General features: G+C 70.0%; 12 protein-coding genes and 5 pseudogenes. 11 read left to right on the forward strand and 6 right to left on the reverse strand.

Annotated elements, in window-relative coordinates; all coding sequences use genetic code 11:
• Positions 1-68: 68 nt before the first annotated feature.
• Entirely contained in the window at positions 69-2,240 is a 2,172-nt protein-coding gene (locus ACFYOJ_RS17435; RefSeq protein WP_356553162.1) for a hypothetical protein, read from the forward strand.
• Positions 2,241-2,779: 539 nt separating this feature from the next.
• Positions 2,780-2,908, forward strand: a pseudogene (locus ACFYOJ_RS17440) (IS5/IS1182 family transposase); the annotation flags it as partial.
• Between the two features lie 96 nt (positions 2,909-3,004).
• Here the strand turns inward: ACFYOJ_RS17440 and ACFYOJ_RS17445 are convergent.
• Positions 3,005-4,006 carry a CU044_5270 family protein gene (locus tag ACFYOJ_RS17445; RefSeq protein ID WP_356553160.1) on the reverse strand — a complete coding sequence of 334 codons (1,002 nt, stop codon included), beginning with the start codon at positions 4,004-4,006 and terminating at the stop codon, positions 3,005-3,007.
• Positions 3,999-4,631 (reverse strand): RNA polymerase sigma factor, encoded by a 633-nt coding sequence (locus tag ACFYOJ_RS17450; protein WP_356553158.1) that lies wholly within the window; start codon positions 4,629-4,631, stop codon positions 3,999-4,001. The genes ACFYOJ_RS17445 and ACFYOJ_RS17450 overlap by 8 nt, the downstream gene beginning before the upstream one ends.
• A gap of 108 nt (positions 4,632-4,739) precedes the next feature.
• Between ACFYOJ_RS17450 and ACFYOJ_RS17455 the strand changes: the two are divergent.
• The 4 genes and pseudogenes from ACFYOJ_RS17455 to ACFYOJ_RS17470 form a co-directional block, all read left to right on the forward strand.
• A pseudogene (locus ACFYOJ_RS17455) lies at positions 4,740-4,919 on the forward strand (IS256 family transposase); the annotation flags it as partial.
• Between the two features lie 199 nt (positions 4,920-5,118).
• The gene (locus ACFYOJ_RS17460) at positions 5,119-6,324 is read left to right on the forward strand and encodes a DUF4241 domain-containing protein (protein WP_356553157.1); all 1,206 of its coding nucleotides are present in this window, start codon (positions 5,119-5,121) and stop codon (positions 6,322-6,324) included.
• A 146-nt stretch (positions 6,325-6,470) separates the two neighbouring features.
• The gene (locus tag ACFYOJ_RS17465; protein ID WP_388597204.1) at positions 6,471-6,668 is read left to right on the forward strand and encodes a DUF4259 domain-containing protein; all 198 of its coding nucleotides are present in this window, start codon (positions 6,471-6,473) and stop codon (positions 6,666-6,668) included.
• 50 nt (positions 6,669-6,718) lie between these two features.
• The gene (locus ACFYOJ_RS17470; RefSeq protein ID WP_356553153.1) at positions 6,719-7,132 is read left to right on the forward strand and encodes a hypothetical protein; all 414 of its coding nucleotides are present in this window, start codon (positions 6,719-6,721) and stop codon (positions 7,130-7,132) included.
• Positions 7,133-7,187: 55 nt separating this feature from the next.
• Here ACFYOJ_RS17470 and ACFYOJ_RS17475 read toward each other — a convergent pair.
• Positions 7,188-7,717 (reverse strand): annotated as a pseudogene (locus tag ACFYOJ_RS17475) (transposase); the annotation flags it as partial.
• A 99-nt stretch (positions 7,718-7,816) separates the two neighbouring features.
• A pseudogene (locus ACFYOJ_RS17480) lies at positions 7,817-8,005 on the reverse strand (transposase); the annotation flags it as partial.
• A 130-nt stretch (positions 8,006-8,135) separates the two neighbouring features.
• Here ACFYOJ_RS17480 and ACFYOJ_RS17485 point away from each other — a divergent pair.
• The gene (locus ACFYOJ_RS17485; RefSeq protein ID WP_356553150.1) at positions 8,136-9,164 is read left to right on the forward strand and encodes an aminoglycoside phosphotransferase family protein; all 1,029 of its coding nucleotides are present in this window, start codon (positions 8,136-8,138) and stop codon (positions 9,162-9,164) included.
• A gap of 44 nt (positions 9,165-9,208) precedes the next feature.
• On the opposite strand, the pseudogene ACFYOJ_RS17490 reads toward ACFYOJ_RS17485, so the two are convergent.
• A pseudogene (locus ACFYOJ_RS17490) lies at positions 9,209-9,502 on the reverse strand (transposase); the annotation flags it as partial.
• Positions 9,503-9,723: 221 nt separating this feature from the next.
• Here ACFYOJ_RS17490 and ACFYOJ_RS17495 point away from each other — a divergent pair.
• From ACFYOJ_RS17495 to ACFYOJ_RS17510, 4 genes are all read left to right on the forward strand, one after another.
• Positions 9,724-11,154: an IS1380 family transposase gene (locus ACFYOJ_RS17495; RefSeq protein ID WP_356553149.1), complete on the forward strand. Its 1,431-nt coding sequence runs from the start codon at positions 9,724-9,726 to the stop codon at positions 11,152-11,154.
• Between the two features lie 190 nt (positions 11,155-11,344).
• Positions 11,345-11,917, forward strand: coding sequence for an SUKH-4 family immunity protein (locus tag ACFYOJ_RS17500; RefSeq protein ID WP_356553147.1), 573 nt, complete (start codon positions 11,345-11,347; stop codon positions 11,915-11,917).
• 212 nt (positions 11,918-12,129) lie between these two features.
• A complete protein-coding gene (locus ACFYOJ_RS17505) occupies positions 12,130-13,416 on the forward strand; it encodes an ISAs1 family transposase (protein WP_388597207.1) in 1,287 nt (428 codons plus the stop codon).
• A gap of 578 nt (positions 13,417-13,994) precedes the next feature.
• Positions 13,995-15,992 (forward strand): BTAD domain-containing putative transcriptional regulator, encoded by a 1,998-nt coding sequence (locus tag ACFYOJ_RS17510; protein ID WP_356553144.1) that lies wholly within the window; start codon positions 13,995-13,997, stop codon positions 15,990-15,992.
• Here ACFYOJ_RS17510 and ACFYOJ_RS17515 read toward each other — a convergent pair.
• Entirely contained in the window at positions 15,979-16,335 is a 357-nt protein-coding gene (locus ACFYOJ_RS17515; protein WP_356553142.1) for a nuclear transport factor 2 family protein, read from the reverse strand. The two genes, ACFYOJ_RS17510 and ACFYOJ_RS17515, sit on opposite strands and share 14 nt — an antisense overlap.
• Positions 16,336-16,373 lie beyond the last annotated feature (38 nt).

The following is a 16,373-nucleotide window of genomic DNA, read 5'->3' on the forward strand; positions in this document are numbered from 1 at the left end:
CGGCGTGCTCCGGGTTCGCGCGGAAAACTCCCGCGCGCCGATTCGCACAGTTCTGCGATCATCCCCGGATGGCGTACGGACTCGAGTCACTGGTCATCCGGCACACCCACCGCATCCCCCTTCCCAAGGGCTCCCCCGGGGAAGGCGCCGCCGCCGCGCGGCAGTTCGACGCGGCGCTGACGTCCGTGGGGTTCAAGCTCTCGGCAGAGCTGCTGGAGCGGCTGTCCGGGCTGTCCGAGGCCGCGGTCGTGCACACCGCCAGGCGGACACTGCGCGTCGTGGGCGAGATGGTGGGCGACCACGTCCGGCACAACGCGTACTTCATCGACTTCCCGGCGAACGTGCCGGACACCGAGGAGTTCTGGACGCGGTGCGTGGTGAAGGCGCTCGGCGACGACACGGCGCGCGAGAACGTGCTGTCGCAGCTGACGCGCGGCGTGCTGGACCTGCTCAGCCTCCCGACGTACGGCCGCTACCAGCACACCTACGAGGAGCTGCTCGCGGCGCAGGACGAGCTGATCGCCTCGGCGGGCGACCGGGTGACCGTGCTGCACCTCGGACGGGACCTGGACGCGGAACTCACGGACCTGTACCTGGCGTTGGCGGGAAGCACGACACCGCTGGGCGAGGAGCACCTGGACGACCTGAAGCTCCTCGCCGGGCGGTGCGCGCTCGGACCGCAGCCGGAGTCGTTCCCGGTCAGGGAGAACCGGGCGGTCGTCAACGAGGCGCGTCTGGCGGCCGGCGCGGACCCGCTGCTGGACACCGTCACCGATGTGCTGCGGCTGGCCTGCGCCCTGTCGGGCGGCGACGTGACGCTGCGGGAACCGACCCGGTTCCGGACGTTTCCGCGGCCGGTGCGCCGTGCGCTGCTCGCGGGACTCGGCGCCGTGGTCGCGGCCAACCCCGCCAAGCTGGCCGACGTGCACGCGCACCGCGAGCCCTTCAAGCGGCTCGGCGAGCGGCTCCACCCGCACGAGTACCCGCGCTGGCCGCACGCGGCCGACGTGTTCGCGGTGGCGCGGGGCGAGAAGGAGGCGCGGTCCTTCGACAGCCGGGTCGGCAAGCTGCTCGACGAGTCCGGCGTGCCCGGCGCGGTGCGGCTGCTGGAGTCCGCTCCCGGCAAGCTGTTCCGGGCCCTGGACCACCTGCTGCGCACCGCCGCCGGCCAGGAGGAGCGGGACGCGGTGGTGGCCGCCGCGGTGCGGGTGGCGCCCGAGGTCTCCGGCCGGGTCGTGCTGTCGGTCCGCGAGCACCTCCGGAACCGGGAGCGGGAGAGCGGCGGCCCCCGGATCTTCGTCAACCACCGGGGCCGCGGCTGGGTCGCCCCCGACACGCGGCCGCCCGTCCCCGCCGCCGACCGCGACCGCCTCATCGCCGCCCTTGACGCCGAGATGCGCCGCAGGCTCCCGGCGCCGGACCGGCTGCTGCTCGACCCCGACGTCCTCGACGTGGCCCTCCCGCTCAGCGGCCGGGCGTCCACGGCCGGACTCGGCGTCCTGCCGCGGGGCTCGCTCTCGGCGGTCGGCGGGGACCGGCTGCGCTTCTTCACGTACTGGAAGGAGAGCGGGAGGCGGACCGACTACGACCTCTCCGCGCTGCTCCTGCGCGCCGACTACAGCACCGACTCCTGGCTGTCCTACACCTCGCTCAAGACCGTCGGGGGCGTGCACTCCGGCGACGTCACCGAAGCACCCGACGGGGCCTCGGAGTTCATCGAGCTGTCCCTGGACCGGGTACGCGGCGCCTTCATCGTCCCGCAGGTCGACATCTACGCCGGTGAGGGCTTCGAGGAGGTCGAGGAGTCGTTCTTCGGCTTCATGGTGCGCGACGGCGGGCAGAAGGGCCGGCCGTTCGAGCCGCGCACGGTGCGGATGAAGTCGGAGCTGCGCGGCACGGGCCGGGTGGCGCTGCCGCTGGTGTTCCGGCGCGAGGACGACGGCCGGTGGCGCGCGAAGTGGCTGCACCTGTACCTGAAGGGCATCTCCGCGGCCAACCGGGTCGAGGAGAACCAGGTGTCGGTCTCCAAGGTGGTGCGCGCCTTCGCGGAACGCGAGTATCTGACGGTGCGGTACCTGACCGGCCTGATGACCGGCCCCGCCACGGCCGTCGAGCTGTGGGACGGTGAGTCGGTGCCGGACGGGCCCGTGACGTACATCGGTCTCGAACGCCCCGAGGGGCTGCACCCGGACTCCCGGGCCGTCACCCTCGGAAATCTGCGCGACCTGATCCCGGCCTGAGTGCTAGCGTTGCCCGTGGCGAGGCCATGAAAGGGCTTCCTTCTCCATTCCTTTCCTGAATCAAGTCCTTTCGCTCTCCTCGCCCTCGACGTCGCCCCGGGCGGCGCTCTCCCCACCGGGAGGGCGCCGCCCGGAGTCGTCGGTACGGCCGCGTGCGCCGCCGGCTTGCCGGGACCGGCCGCTCATGGCGGGCGGCGGCGCGGACGGGGCGTATCCAGGAACGCGCTGACGGCCGGTCTCGTCGCTGACGTCACCTCCGGTCGCAGAAACCCTGTCGTCAGTGGCCTGCGGCATGATGCGAGGCATGTGACGGCCTGCCCGGCAGGGGTTCCCGCGGCCGTCCCGGCGAAAGGGGATCCTCTGTGCGCAGGCCGGTCACGAGCGAGGAACAGGACGCCGAGGAGCCGCGACTGCACCACGAGAAGTAGGTGTGGGGCGGACGGCTGCCGAGCGAGACGCTGCGGCGGGTCCGCAGGAGCAATGTCCTCGGCCTGCTCTCCTTCGACAGCGACCTGGTGCACGCCCTCGACGCCGCGGGCCCCGGTGAACGCGCCTTCGCCCAGCTGAAGTCCTGGCGACCGCTCCGGCGAGCCAGATGCTCCACCCGTCGCGCCGGCACCCTCGTCCAGGCCGCCAGCACATCCCTGACCTGCAACTATTCAAGATGAAAAAGGTTCCCTGACCTCCCGGAGGCACCCCGCGGGGCCGTCGGCGGAATCCGCCGGTGCCGACGGCCCTGCGGGCCCCGGTCGCGGGACAGCGGCCTACGGGCGCTGCCTCACCCGGTCGACGATCCCCCAGTCCACCACGTGCGACAGCTGGATGTACTTCTGCTCCCCGGAAGCCGAGATCCGCTCGTCGCGGAAGCCCAGGAACTCGTACGACACCGGGTCGAAGATCAGGTACTTGCTTTCGTAGGGCCCGCGCCCGGTGTGGGCGATCCCCACCCCGGTCCGCCCGGCGGAGTCCTTCACTCCCGGGATCGTCCTGACGCCGGGCACAAGGGCCAGCGCCTCGTACGCCGCGGGACGCAGCCCCTGGGGCAGCACCGGGTTCTTCAGGAGCTCGCCGAGCAGCCAGTAGGCCTCGTACCGCTCGCGCTTGTCGAGATCGCTGACCGACCGGTCGTCGGACCCGCCGCGGGAGCCGAAGGAGAGGATGGCCGGGACGAGCTTCTCCGGGTCGCGCGGCAGCTTCTCCAGCTCGCTCCACTTCCGGGGCGGCCACACCACGCTGCCCTTCTCCGTGGTCTCCTCCCACATCTCGCGGCCCAGTTCCATGGCCAAGGAGGGCTTGGAGGCATCCACCGAGTCCCACATCTCGTCGGTGTAGGTCTTGACCTCGCCGGTCTTCTGCTCCGTCTCCTTGATGATCCGCTTCGAGTAGACGAACTGGTCGTCGCGCGGCGCCACCGGCTCCTTCTCCCGCTCGCGCTCCCACGCCGCCGCCCCGTTCAGCACCGTCGCGGCGGCGTTCTCCACCCGCGGGGTGCTCGTGCCGGGTGCGCCGTCCTCGCCGGAGCCGTCCGCGCCGATCAGCACCGCCGTCCCCGTGACCGCCGTGGCGACCGCCGCGGCCGCCACGAGACGCAGTGCACGGCGGCGACCGGGGCCGGTGCCGGTGCGGGTACGGGTACGGGTACGGGTGTGCTTTCCCTCATGGGCCATCGCGTCGAGCAGCCGGCGCCGGGCCCGGTCCCGGGCCGGGCCGGTGAGCGGGGCCGCGTCCGCGTCCCACTCCCTCAGGAGTCCGAGTTCGTCATTCATGGCCGGATACCTCTCGCAGTGCCGTCGGATCGGATCCGCCCAGTGCTTCGCGCAGCTTGCCGCGCGCCCGGTGCAGCCGTGATCTGACCGTGCCCACGGGGATGCCGAGGGCCTGGGCCGCCTCCCCGTAGCTGAGATCCGCCCAGGCCACCAGCAGGAGCACGTCCCGGTGCCGGGCGGGCAGCGCGGCCAACGCCGCCGCCAGCTCGCGGCGCACGGCCCGCGCCACCACCCGGTCCGCGGCCCGGTCGGCCAGCGGCTCGTCGTGGTCGGCGAGGGCCGGGACGCGGGCCAGGGCCTTGAACCGGCGGGCCTCGGCCCGCCGGTGCTGGCCGACCAGGTTGGTCGCTATGCCGAACAGCCAGGGCCGGGCGTCGGCGCCCGCGCCGCGGGCCGGGTCGTAGCGATGCCGCTGCTGGAACGCGGTGGTGAAGGTCTCCGCCACGAGGTCGTCGGCGACCTCGCCGCCGAGGCGGCGGGCCGCATAGCGGTGCACGGCGTCGGCGTGCCGGTCGAAGAGCGCGGCGAACGCCTCGGGCTCCTCCCGGGACCGCGCGATCACTGAGGCGTCGCTCTCGGCATCGGCACGCGCGGTGCCGATGCCGACGCCTGGTCCGACGGCCATCGGGACTCCTCTCGTCCAGGGGACGATGCTCGAACACTGGGGCTTTCACCCGTCCTTCGCCCCTCGCGCCGAAGCGGTTCCCTCACGTCCCCTCGGCGTCACCGCGGTCTGCGCAAGGCCGTCCGGCCCCGCGGGCACTCCCCCGACGAGACTGCCGCCCTCAGATGCGTCCACACGGCGCTGATGAGCCTGGACCCGACGGGCAAGTGCCGCAGACGGTGGACCATGCGCGGGAAGGCACCCCTGAACGCCTTCCGGATCACCTTCGAGGGCCGCCCGGCCCCGAGCGACAACCGACCACTCGACAACCAGGACCCTCCGTCGAACCGACACCCCCTTGCCGGCCTCTCGCGATCCTGTGTGTCACACCCCAGTGGCAGACTGCGGCACGACGAAGTTCCGGAAGGGCAGCGCGTTGCGGCAGGGGTCACCCGTCGGGCGCCGCTGCTCGGGAAGTGGCTGGTGCCACGGGGGGAGATGCGCGGCTGTGATCTTCGACAGTCTTGATGTGTCGTACGGCGAACTGTGGGGTTCCCATCAGGGAACGACCCACCCGGACCCGCTGCCGCGCGCGGTCGCGGCACGCAGACATGCCGCCGGGACGGATTACGCGGTTCTGCTGTCCGCGCGGGAGCGACCGCTGGCACTGGTCGAGTACTGGCCGCGTCGGATGTGGCGTATGTACCTGTTCGACGACAGGTCCTGGCGCGTGCAGATGATCGACCTCAAGCCGCACGGCACGGGGATGCTGTTGGCTCACCGGAGCACCCGGTGGCAGTTCTCCAGCGAGCAGGAGTACGTGTCCGGGAAGTGGGAGGTCCAGGAGACCACGACCGTCTCGGCCGACGGGCAGGTCGAGGTGAGGTCCGAGTCCGCCGGGCCGGGGGGAGCGTCGGCGGAGCCGCTGCACGCTCGGACATCCGGTCCGTCGAGCGTCCCCGTGCGGCGGTTCCCGGCGCCCGTCGAAAGCTTCCTCTGCCCCGTACCGGAGTTCGGAGACTGGCAGGTGTTCGTGCCGTTCCTCGCCCAGCAGGGCCACGAGCCCGCCGCGGCCGTGGTCCTGAGCGACGTGTCGGCGGACGAAGGATCGGGACCGCTGCGCGCCACCGGCATCGAGCAACTGTTCGGTCCGGGCGCGTGCGACACCCCGGACGGGCCGGCCGTCGTCGAGCCCGTCGACGCCGGCCGGCTGCGGATCACGTCGGGGCAGCTGGTGGTCTCGGACCCCGGCTGGATCGGAGAGACCCCGCGGACCGTCGCCGTGCCACCGGGCGAGTTCCCGGTCACGCTGTCGCTCTTGCGCACGGCGCGCGGGGCCGGTGTCGCCGCGGCCAGGGTGACGTTCCTGGACATCCCGCCCCGCGAGTGGGAAATGGCCCTCCGGCCCGACGAGGACCCGGGGCTGCTCGGCGAGGGCCGGTTCTACGGGGTCGGCGTGGACACCGGCACAGCGGCTTTCATGGACGCGACTCGGACGGTGAGCGAAGACCGGCTGGACGAGGACCTGTTCATGCCCCTCGACAGCCGTTTCAGCGTCGACCTGCCCGGCACGGGGCCCGAGCCGAACCTCATCGCCTTCCGTGCCGGCCGGGGCGACGGGACCTACCCCGTCTGGATCGGCCGCACCGATGACGGACAGGTTGCCTGCGTCGTCGTCGACTTCCAGCTCCATTCCGCCGACGGGGGAGAGTGAGGAGCCGCCGGTCATCGGAGGCCGGTCCTGTACCGGTGCGCAGCGGGAAGGAGGGCCGGGCCGGCGGGCTTCGCCCGCTTCGGCGGGGCCTCAATGGTCTGCTGCCACGTTACGACCTGGCCGGCACCCTCCCCGACAGCCCCATCGTGATCGACCCCGATGACGGCCCCGGGGAACCGCTGCCCGAACTGCCGGCCTCGCTTCACGCGTCGGCGAGACTCGCACTGGACCGGGTTCTCCAGGACGGATCCGAAATGGCAACCGGCTGGGTCGACAGCGCCGACGCCGACCAATGGCGCCAGGAAGTACGGCAGATCCTCCAGGCGCTCGAACACACCCGTTGATCACTGGAGCGTGTCTCCTCGGTGTCATCCGCCGTGCGAAGCTGTGCGTCATGGCGCCTTCGACAGTCCGTGGACTTGCTCTGCCGGCCCTGCTGACGTCGCTCATCGACCGCGACCTCTGGCGTCACCCGGGCGATGCGGTGCTGGCGAAGGTCATTCCGTGGTTCAGGGACCCACTTGTCTTCGTGTCGAACTCCGAGCAGATGGAGTACGCGTCCCGATCACTGGGCATGATCGCCGATGATCCGCACTCCGCCTTCTTCCGCCAGGCACGCGGAACAAAGGGCGTCGCCCAGCTGGAACTTCCTTGGCTCGACGTTGAACAGGCGGTGCTGATCGCCATCACCCGCAACCCCGGAGATGATGGCACCTTGGCTCTTGACTACCGGACTGACCCTTCAGATCCCCGCGTCGTAGGCAGCGACTTCTGGACGGACCCCCTTCTGTGTCAGTGGCGGGCGTAGCACCTGCTTTCTCGGACTTCGTCTCACGCTTGGGCCTGTAGCGTCCGCAGTCATGTCACTGACGCGCCCGGACAAGGAGGGACGCGACGTGGAGTGCGGCCTGGTAGGCGATGGCGAGTTTGTCGGTCCGCAGGGCCAGGCCGCGCCACTGCTTGAGGCGGGCGGTGCACCGCTCGACGGCATTGCGCTCCTTGTATTTCCCGGCGTCGAAGCTGGGCGGGCGGCCTCCGGCGCGGCCTCGCCGCAAACGGTGACCGATCTGATCGGCGGGCTGCGGGGTGACAGCCAGGACGCCTCGACGCCGAAGGTGACCACGGATCGCGCGGGACGAGTAGGCACGATCCGCCAGGACGGTCACCGGGCGGGTTCTTGGCCTCCCGAGTCCGCTGCGCGGGATCCGAATCCCGGCCATGACCGCCTCGAAGGCCGGCGCGTCACCAGCCTCACCGGTGGTGATGAGCTGCCCCGAGATCCGTAGAGCCCGGTGATCTTGTCTCAGGCGGACTGCGGGGCGGCTTCCTGTTGTCGCCACCGGCCGCGTTCGTACTCGGCGGGCGGTACGTGGTCGAGGGCGGAACGGAGTCGTTCCTCGTCGTACCGGGTGACCCGCTGGAAGATCGCCCGCTCGACGCGGAGTTGCTTCGACTCCCCGGGCTCGGCGGTGGTCAGCCGGTCGTCACGCTCGCCGGCGTCCGCCTCGGCCCGGCGAACCCAGCCGCACAAGGCCTCCTTGTGGATGCCCAGGTTCTTGGCGACATGCGCGATCGGCCGGCCCGTCGTGCGGACCTCGCGGACGGCCCGCTCACGGAACTCGTCCGGGTATTTACGTGGTGCTGCCGCTGCTCGTGGTTCCCCTACGGACCGGGAACACATGCCTGGCTTCAGGGACTCCACGAAACCGGGGACAGCTCACATGTCAAGCTTGGAGGCCACGCGGATAGGCGGAGCAATGCCGTGGCGAAAAGGCAGTTCACGCGGTAAGTGTGCGTGCGAGCATGAGTCCATGTGGTCACGACTGCCATTCGGGGACGAGCTGCGGTCCGAGCTGGGCTCACCTCGTCGGGCTCGCCGACTGGGAAGCAGCCCGCGGTCTCGCGTATGGCGGGCCGAGCTGTCCGGCACACCCGTGGTGGTCAAGCAGCTCGTCGACGCTCCAGAGGCGGCCGAGAGGTATGCCCGCGAAGTGGCGGCGTTGAAGCTCGCGTCCCGGGTCGACCCACCCGTGGTGCCGATGCTTCTCGGCACCGATCCGGACGAACGCATCCTGGTTCTTGAGCACTTGGACCACCAGCCGCCCCGGGAGGACTGGGTGGTCGACTACGCCACTGCACTGGCCCGGCTCCATGCGGCCACCAGCACCGACGACACAGGCACACTCCCCGCCTGGTCCGGCCCGGCCCAAGGCGACATCGACTCCTTCCTCGGACTTGCCCGGACGCTCGGCGTCGCGGTTCCGACCGGAGTCCGAACCGAGCTGGACGACCTCGTAAACCGCCTGGCCGACACACAGGGCCATGCCCTGCTGCATGGTGACCCCTGCCCCGGCAACGACATGCACACCAGTAACGGTGTCCGGTTCATCGACTTCGAACAGGCCGCGCTGGGCAACGGACTCGTGGAACTCGCCTATCTGCGCATCGGCTTCCCGACCTGCTGGTGCGCCACGGCCCCGGCGCAGCCCCTGCTGCACGCAGCAGAGACCGCCTATCGCGCGACCTGGCGCGACGCGACGGGCACCGATGTCCAAGGTGATCTCACCGATGCGTGTGCTGCCTGGCTGCTACGAGGCGACGCACTGGTCCAGCGAGCCGAACGCGGAACCATCGACCACCTGGCCGAGATCCCGAACCGGGACTGGAAATGGGGCACGGCAACGGCCCGGCAGCGACTCGTCCACCGTCTCGGAATCGTCAGCCAGGTGACCGCTGGCGGCAGTGGGCTCAAGGGCCTGGGACAACTCGCCGCGGCCGTCAAGGGAGCCATGCTCACTCGATGGCCCGCGCTTCAACCACTGCCCCGGCAAAGGCCGTAAGGCGCCAGCCCGCAACCTGGCCTACGACGTGGCCTCGAACCACAAGCCAGGGCCAGGCGGGAGGGGGTGATGTGGTCGGCCGCGGTGTTCGAGCCCGCGTTCCCGGGCCTGAGGAGGGCCGAGACCGGTTCTCCGGTGCCGCCCGGGCCGTGGTCGGCGAAACCCATGAGGGGATGGTGGCCGTAGGTCTTCTTCCAGGTCGGGGCGGCGTCCTCCTTGTCGGAGTGGGCGACCACGAGGACACCGTCCAGGCCGGTGGTCGCCTCCCCGCCCGCATCGGGTGCCCTTCCACCGCCCAGTTCCCGGGCCCCGTCACGGGCTTTGGCCCGCGCGGAACGTGTCCTGATCCGCGTGTGAGGCGGGGCTGCCGGTGCTCGCCGACCGCCGTCCTTCTTCTCTGTGCCCGAGGTCGGAGAGCAGCCCGAACGGGCCTTCCCTTCACCTCGGCTGTTCAGCGGAATTGGGTGAGCTGACGCCCTGACAGCAGAAAGGTGTCCGTGACCTGCAAGGATGTGAGTGTCGAAGTCATATCCGGTGCAGAAGTCAGGACACCTTTCTGGTGCGCAACATTACCGCGTGGGACCACGGCCTGCGGGTCGGGGCCGACGGCAAGGGCATGGTCGGTCACAGCGGGGCGGTCCTGCTGCGCCGTCTCGCGGACAGAAGTGGTCTGGTCACCGCGTTGACCAGGGTGTTTCCCGCGGGCGGAAGCGGTTGGCGGGACCGCGCGGTGGTCTTCGTCCACCTCGCGATATCCATCGCGCTCGGCGCCCGCAGCGTTCTGGAGGCCGAACAACCCGCCCTCCACCAGCGCCGTGTGTTCGGCCGGTCCGCCTCGGACTCCACGATCCGCCGCCTGCTGGCCGGCCTCGATGACAACGCGTTCGCCGGGCTCTCGCGGGCCCGGGCGAGGGTCCGCCGGATCGTCTGGACGTGGCTGGCCCTGCGGCCGCAGGGTTTCCCCTGGCTGACCGTCGCGGGCAAGCACCTGCAGCGCTGGGTGATCGTCGACATCGACGCCACGATCATCACCGCCGCCTCCAGGAAGGAAGGAGCGTCCGCCACCTTCAAGAAGAGCTACGGGTTTCATCCGCTGGCGGCGTGGTGCGCGAACACGCAGGAATGCCTGGCCATGACGCTGCGGCCCGGCAGCGCCGGTTCGAACACCGCAGCCGACCACATCAGCGTCCTCGACGAGGCACTGCGGCAGATCCCCGGCTCCTCCGGCGCGAAGATCCTGGTCCGTCCCGACGGAGCCGGGGCCACCCACGGCCTGCACGAACACCTGGCCAGGCTGACCACCACCCGGCGGCGGGTCCGCTTCACCACCGGCTGGAAGATCACCGCCGTCGACGAGGCCGCGATCGCCGAACTGCCCGAGCACGCCTGGGAGTCCAGCCTCAAGCAGGACGGCACCCCGCACGACGACGATCACAGCGGGGTGGCGGAGCTGACCGGCCTGAACCGGCGGGAGGGCTGGCCGGCGGGCATGCGGCTGATCGTCCGCCGGGTCCGCCCGTCGGGCCGGCACCTGGAAAACCTGACCGACCTCGAGAAGAGGACCGGCTGGAAGTACTCGGTCATCGCCACCAACATCACCAAACTCTGGGGCGTCCCCGGCTCACACCAGGTGCAGTGGATCGACGCCCTGCACCGGCATCACGCGGTCGTCGAGGACCGCGTCCGCACCAACAAGGCCATGGGTCTGCACAACCTCCCCGCCAAAGCCTGGACGACAAACCGGAGCTGGATGCTCGCGGCGAACATCGCCGCCGACCTCGACGCCTGGCTCCGTCTCCTGGCCCTCCACGACCAGGACGGCCTCGCCGACGCCGAACCCCAGACCATGCGGCTGCGGATCTACCACCAGGCCGCCCGCCTCGCCCACCACGCCCGACGCCGGCACCTCCGCCTCGACGCATCATGGCCCTGGGCAGCCACGTCCACCCTCGCCTGGAACCGGCTCACCCGCCTGCCCCAGACCACTTGACCAGCACGAACCGTTCCGACGAACACCAGGAAGGAGAACCGCAGACTCCGGGCCCGTGGAACCCGGCGCAGCCCGCGGCGACACGCGACGGCCCCACCCGCCCACCAGCGGAACAAACGGGGCGAACTCACCGCCTCACGAAGCAGCGATCACCGCTGACGAATCGAGGTTAGCAGGAGACGCGTAATTGTTGATCAGCATCACACCACGCCAGGTAGTCGACAGCTTCGGTCTTGCCTGCGTCACGTACTTCCCTCGTTCCGCCGACAGCCACATGCGAAGCGAGGTGGCGCACTTTCTGTCAGATGTCGGCCTGCCGGAAAGCCCGTTCTTCTCGTGCCGCTTCGACCTCGAGGACGAGTCCCTGCAAAGGATCGACGCCAGGCCGACCCTGAAGGCCGCCTTCGAGGAAGACGGTGCCGAATGCCCACCCGAATCCGAAGGGTGGGAGATTCTGGGAGTCCTCAACTACGCGACGATCGCCATGGACCCGAGCGATGGGCGAATCTACTCCTTCCCCGAAGGGGAAGAGAATTACACCGCCATGAACACAGACCTTTCCTCATTCGTCCATTCCCTCATCGTCCTGGAGCAGGGGAAGAGAGAATACAAAGGGCTTCCGGCGGGCGAAGAAGGTGAACGCGCCCGCGTCGTGGCAAATATGAAACGACAAATTTCCGAGGTTGACGAAATCCCTTTCAGCGACGAAGACAGCGAGTGGAGCAGGCTCTTCGAAGAAATCGGCTTCGGAATGTGGGGCTGACGCGGAGGCCGACGAGATCAGGTGGCCACCGCATCCTCCCACGCACACAGGGTCCGGGGGACGGCGGTTGCCGCGCAGCACATCGACCAGGGCCCCGGGGAGAATCCCGTCGCTCCCGTTTTGACCGGTTGATCATTGATGCCCGGACATGAGACGAGCACGGCTCTTGTGGATCATGGAGTTCTCTACGCTCCCAGATCAGCAAGGCTGCCGTGCTCGTCGCTCCATCCTCTCTCATGTCCGTGTCCCTGGGCGCGTCGCCCTGTTCGCTCACCGGTGCGGTCGGGGAGGCCTCTGCGGACGGGCTGCTCCAGGCGCTGGCCAAGGTGCCCGGCCCTCGTGATCGGCGGGGCGTTCGGTATCGGCTGGCGACGCTGCCTGCGATCGGGGTGTGCGCGATGACGGCGGCCGGGCACAACTCCCTGGTTGCGATCGCGGAATGGGCCCAGCGGTGCGATCAGGAGGTGCTGGCCCGTCCGGGCTGCCCGTTCGATCCGTTCGCCGGCCGGTATCGGGCTCCGGGCGAGCGGACCTTGCGGGACGCCTTCGCCAAAGGGGGTCCCGGCGCGCTGACCGCCGCGGGTTTCGCCCGGTTCACCGCGCCGGCCTCGTCTGCGGCCGGAGGGCTGAGCCCCGACGGTGTCCCCGAACGTGCACAGCGCCGCGCCCACCGAGCCGCCATGCCTGCCCCGGAGCCGGCCCAGTTGAGGCGGCGGGCGTTCGCCGTGGACGGCAAGTGCCTGCGCGGAGCCGTCCGCGCCGACGGCACCCGGATGTTCGTCCTGACCGCCGTCCGTCACGACGACGCACTGACCGCCGCCCTACACGAGATCGGTGCGAAGACCAACGAGATTCCTGAGTTCGCCCCGCTCCTGGACGCCATCGACGACGCGGACCTGCGCGAGGCCGTGATCACGGTGGACGCGATGCACGCACAGAAGGAGCACGCCCGCCACCTCGTCGAGGACCGTCACGCGCACTACCTGCTGTCGGTGAAGAACAACCAGCCCACGCTCGCGAGCCAGTCGAGAAAGCTGCCCTGGGGCAAGGCGCCTGTCCTTGACCGTTCACGCGATCGCGGACACGGCCGTGAGGAGGTACGCGAAGTGAAGGTGGTCTTTGTGGACGGCCTGCTCTTCCCGCACGCCCGCCAGGTCGTTCGCATCCACCGCAAACGCCGGCCCCTCGGTGCGAAGAAGTGGCAGAGCGAGACGGGCTACGCCGTCACCGACCTGCCCACCCACCAGGCGTCCCCCGCCGAGCTCGCTTCCTGGGCCCGCGGCCACTGGATCATCGAGAACACCGTCCACTGGACCAAGGACGTCACCTTCGCCGAGGACGCCAGCCAGGTCCGACGTCACTACACCCCGGCCGTCATGAGCGCCTTGCGCGACCTGACCCGCACGGCCCTCGATCGGGCCGGCTGGACCGACATCGCCAGCGGCCGACGTGCTCACACCCGCCCCGACGCAGCCCTCAGCCTGCACGGCATCCCATGATCAAAACGGGCGAACGGGATTCTCCCCGGGGCCCTGCGGGACCACGGCTGATGATTTCGGCCATTCTCGTGGAGTCGATGACTGCGCGGTGGGGGAGGGCGGCACATGACGTGAGGCCGGTTTCGCCGTGCGAGTCCCGGGGAGTGGGGTGTCCGGCACCCTCGGACCGAGGGTGCCGATCTTCGCGGCACCGGCCTGACCGGAACGCTTCTTCCCCACCGAGCGTTCTGCCCACGGGTCATAATGTGTCCGGCGCGAACAGGGTATTCCGATGCGGTGTGCGGGCAAGATAATTGACTATGAAGAGGTGGGGGGCACTCATGATTCAGTTTCGTGTACTCGGCCCGTTGGAAGTGATCTGCGATGGTGAACGGGCGGTTCTCGGAGGCGTAAAACAGCGAGCGCTGCTCGGCCGTCTTCTTCTCGAACCGAATCAGGCGGTCGCGAACAGCCGACTGATGGAATCACTCTGGCCGGACAGTGAGCCACCGATTACGGCGCGGAAAATCCTGCAGAATTCCGTGTGGTCGCTCCGGTCGGTCCTGCGGTCGCTGCGCGCGCGGGGGCCGCATCCGGCGTTGATCACGCGGTCTCCCGGCTACATACTCGACATCGACGAGGACCTGGTCGACGTGCACGTCTTCGGCAGGCAGCTGGAACTCGGCCGCAAGAAAATGGCCAACGGGCTCCCGGCGGAGGCGGCCGCGGTCCTGCGGGACGCACTGGACCTGTGGCGGGGTGAGGTCCTGGCAGACCTCGTGGAAGCCGGGATCGTCTGGCCGGAGTCGAGTGCCGTCGAGAACGGGCGGATCGACGCGCAGGAACTGTACTTCGAGGCCAAGCTGGACTGCGGCCACCACGGTGAGGTGACCAGCGGCATCGAGCAGATGGTGGAGGCCGAGCCGCTGCGCGAGCGGGCCCGTGGGCTGCTGATGCTGGCCCTGTACCGTTCCGGTCGGCAGACCGAGGCGCTGAACGTCTACCACCGTACGCACGTCGAACTCGTGGACCGCCTCGGCCTGGAGCCCGGGCCGTGGCTGCGGAGCCTGCAACAGCGCATCCTGACGCACGACCCGACACTCGGCGAGTTTCCCCGGGCCGAGGTGACGATCGGGGAGTTCGGCGCGGCCGGACGGGCGGTCGTGGCCGGTGCGGGGGCGCCGCTCGCGCCGGACGCCCCCGCCGGCGAGGGCGAGGTCGGGCATAAGCACGACGTGCTGGACGAGCCGGCCCGGTCGGCGCCCCCGGTGCCGCCCCCGGCGGGCTCGCACCGGCGCGAGGTGACGGTGATGATCGTCCGGGCCCATGTCGGATCCGGGGCGTCCTCGGCGCACCCGGTCCGTGTCGACGACCTCCTCGACGGAATCCACACCCTGGTCAGGACCGGCGTGGAGTGCTGCGGCGGTGAGGTCCTGGCCTCCGTGGGGTCCGCGACGATAGCCCTCTTCGACCTCGACGATCCGGCGGAGGGCGCCACGCGGGCCACTCAGCTCGCCCTGCTGCTCAGGGACAGCCTCGACGTGTCGGACGAGAACCGGCACGGGCTGACCATACGGGCCATGGTGGCGACCGGTGATCTCCAGAGGCGCTTCGACCCGGTCCCCCGGAAGAGCCTGCTGTCGGTCAACGGCACCCTGCTCGACCAGTGCTGGGAGACGTTCCCGCAGGTACCGGCCGGCGCGATCTGGGTGTCGGACCGCACCAGGTCGCTGACCCTCGGACAGGTGTCGTACCTGGCGCCGGCGGCGCAGAAGCTGCCCTACTGGGTCGCGGAGGCGCCCTCGGTGGAGTATCCGGTCGACACCAAGCCGTTCATGGACCGGGACCATGAGATGGAGATCCTGCGGCGGACCTTCGAGCGCGTCGAGCAGCGCGGCATTCCGCATCTGATCACCGTCCTCGGCGACCACGGGACGGGGAAGAGCCGGCTCCTGCTGGAGTTCTGTCACCTGCTCGAGAAGAACACCGGGCCCGCTCCGTTCATCGTGAAGTACCGGGTGAGCAGGTCGGTGGGCATCGATCCGCTCGCCGTCGTCAGGTCGCTGCGGTCGCTCCACCGCGAGGCCGAGCCCGACGCCCCCGTCGAGGCGGCCGGTCCGGACCAGCCGGAGTCGGTACGCCGGGTGCAGGAGGCCGAGAGCCTCGTGCACGCGATCGCCCGGAAGCGCCCGGTCGTCATCGCGGTGGACGACCTTCACCTTGCCGACGAGGCGACCCTCGCCTTCTTCGAGAGGCTGGGAGCGGGCAGCCGGTCCGGGATGCTGCTGATCGTGGCCTGCGCCAACGAGGGCTTCCACCGCAGATTCCCGCAGTGGGGTCTCGGCCGGCTGAACAGCGCGCGGATCCTGCTGGAGCCGTTGTCGGTCGATGCCGTCGCCCGGCTGTTCGACAACCTGATCGTCACCATCGGGGACTGCATCGCCGACTCGACCTGGCAGACGTTCCACCGCGTCTTCGGCGATCCCGACGCCGCGTCGGCGAAGCGGGCCCGCCTGCTGCGGGCCCTGCCGCTGGTCGTCGGGACGAACGTGTTTCCCGGCGACCACGCGGCGGACGAACAGGTCAGTAGCCGTTGAAGAAGCCGTACAGCCGGTTGATCCGGCCCCCCTCGAAGGTGGCGGTGTCGAAGCCGCTCACCACGGGTGAGCCCGCGGGGAGGCCCACCTGCCAGGAGAAGTGCACGGCATCGTGATGGGTCAGGATCGTCCCGGGGGTGAAGGGCATCCCCGGGAAGTTCCGCCGTGCGGCGGTGATGTACTCCCCGATCGCCACCGTTCCGTGAGCGACGATGTTCGGGTCGGTGTACGTCGCGTCCGGGGTGAACACCTCTTCCACCAGAACCTGCCGGAGCCGGCCGTCGGGCTCGTTCCAGATCGCGATGTACTTCTCGACCAGCCCGGTCACGCCGTTGCCGTCCATGAGTCACACTCTCCTTCTTGTACCTGTAACTGTGCCTG

This window comes from Streptomyces sp. NPDC006384, assembly GCF_042870695.1.
In the GTDB taxonomy this organism is placed as follows: domain Bacteria; phylum Actinomycetota; class Actinomycetes; order Streptomycetales; family Streptomycetaceae; genus Streptomyces.

Coding starts and splice junctions, on each gene's coding strand:
- ACFYOJ_RS17435 (WP_356553162.1), top strand. CDS start 69: ATGGCGTACGGACTCGAGTCACTGGTCATCCGGCACACCCACCGCATC.
- ACFYOJ_RS17445 (WP_356553160.1), bottom strand. CDS start 4,006: ATGAATGACGAACTCGGACTCCTGAGGGAGTGGGACGCGGACGCGGCC.
- ACFYOJ_RS17450 (WP_356553158.1), bottom strand. CDS start 4,631: ATGGCCGTCGGACCAGGCGTCGGCATCGGCACCGCGCGTGCCGATGCC.
- ACFYOJ_RS17470 (WP_356553153.1), top strand. CDS start 6,719: ATGGCGCCTTCGACAGTCCGTGGACTTGCTCTGCCGGCCCTGCTGACG.
- ACFYOJ_RS17485 (WP_356553150.1), top strand. CDS start 8,136: ATGTGGTCACGACTGCCATTCGGGGACGAGCTGCGGTCCGAGCTGGGC.
- ACFYOJ_RS17515 (WP_356553142.1), bottom strand. CDS start 16,335: ATGGACGGCAACGGCGTGACCGGGCTGGTCGAGAAGTACATCGCGATC.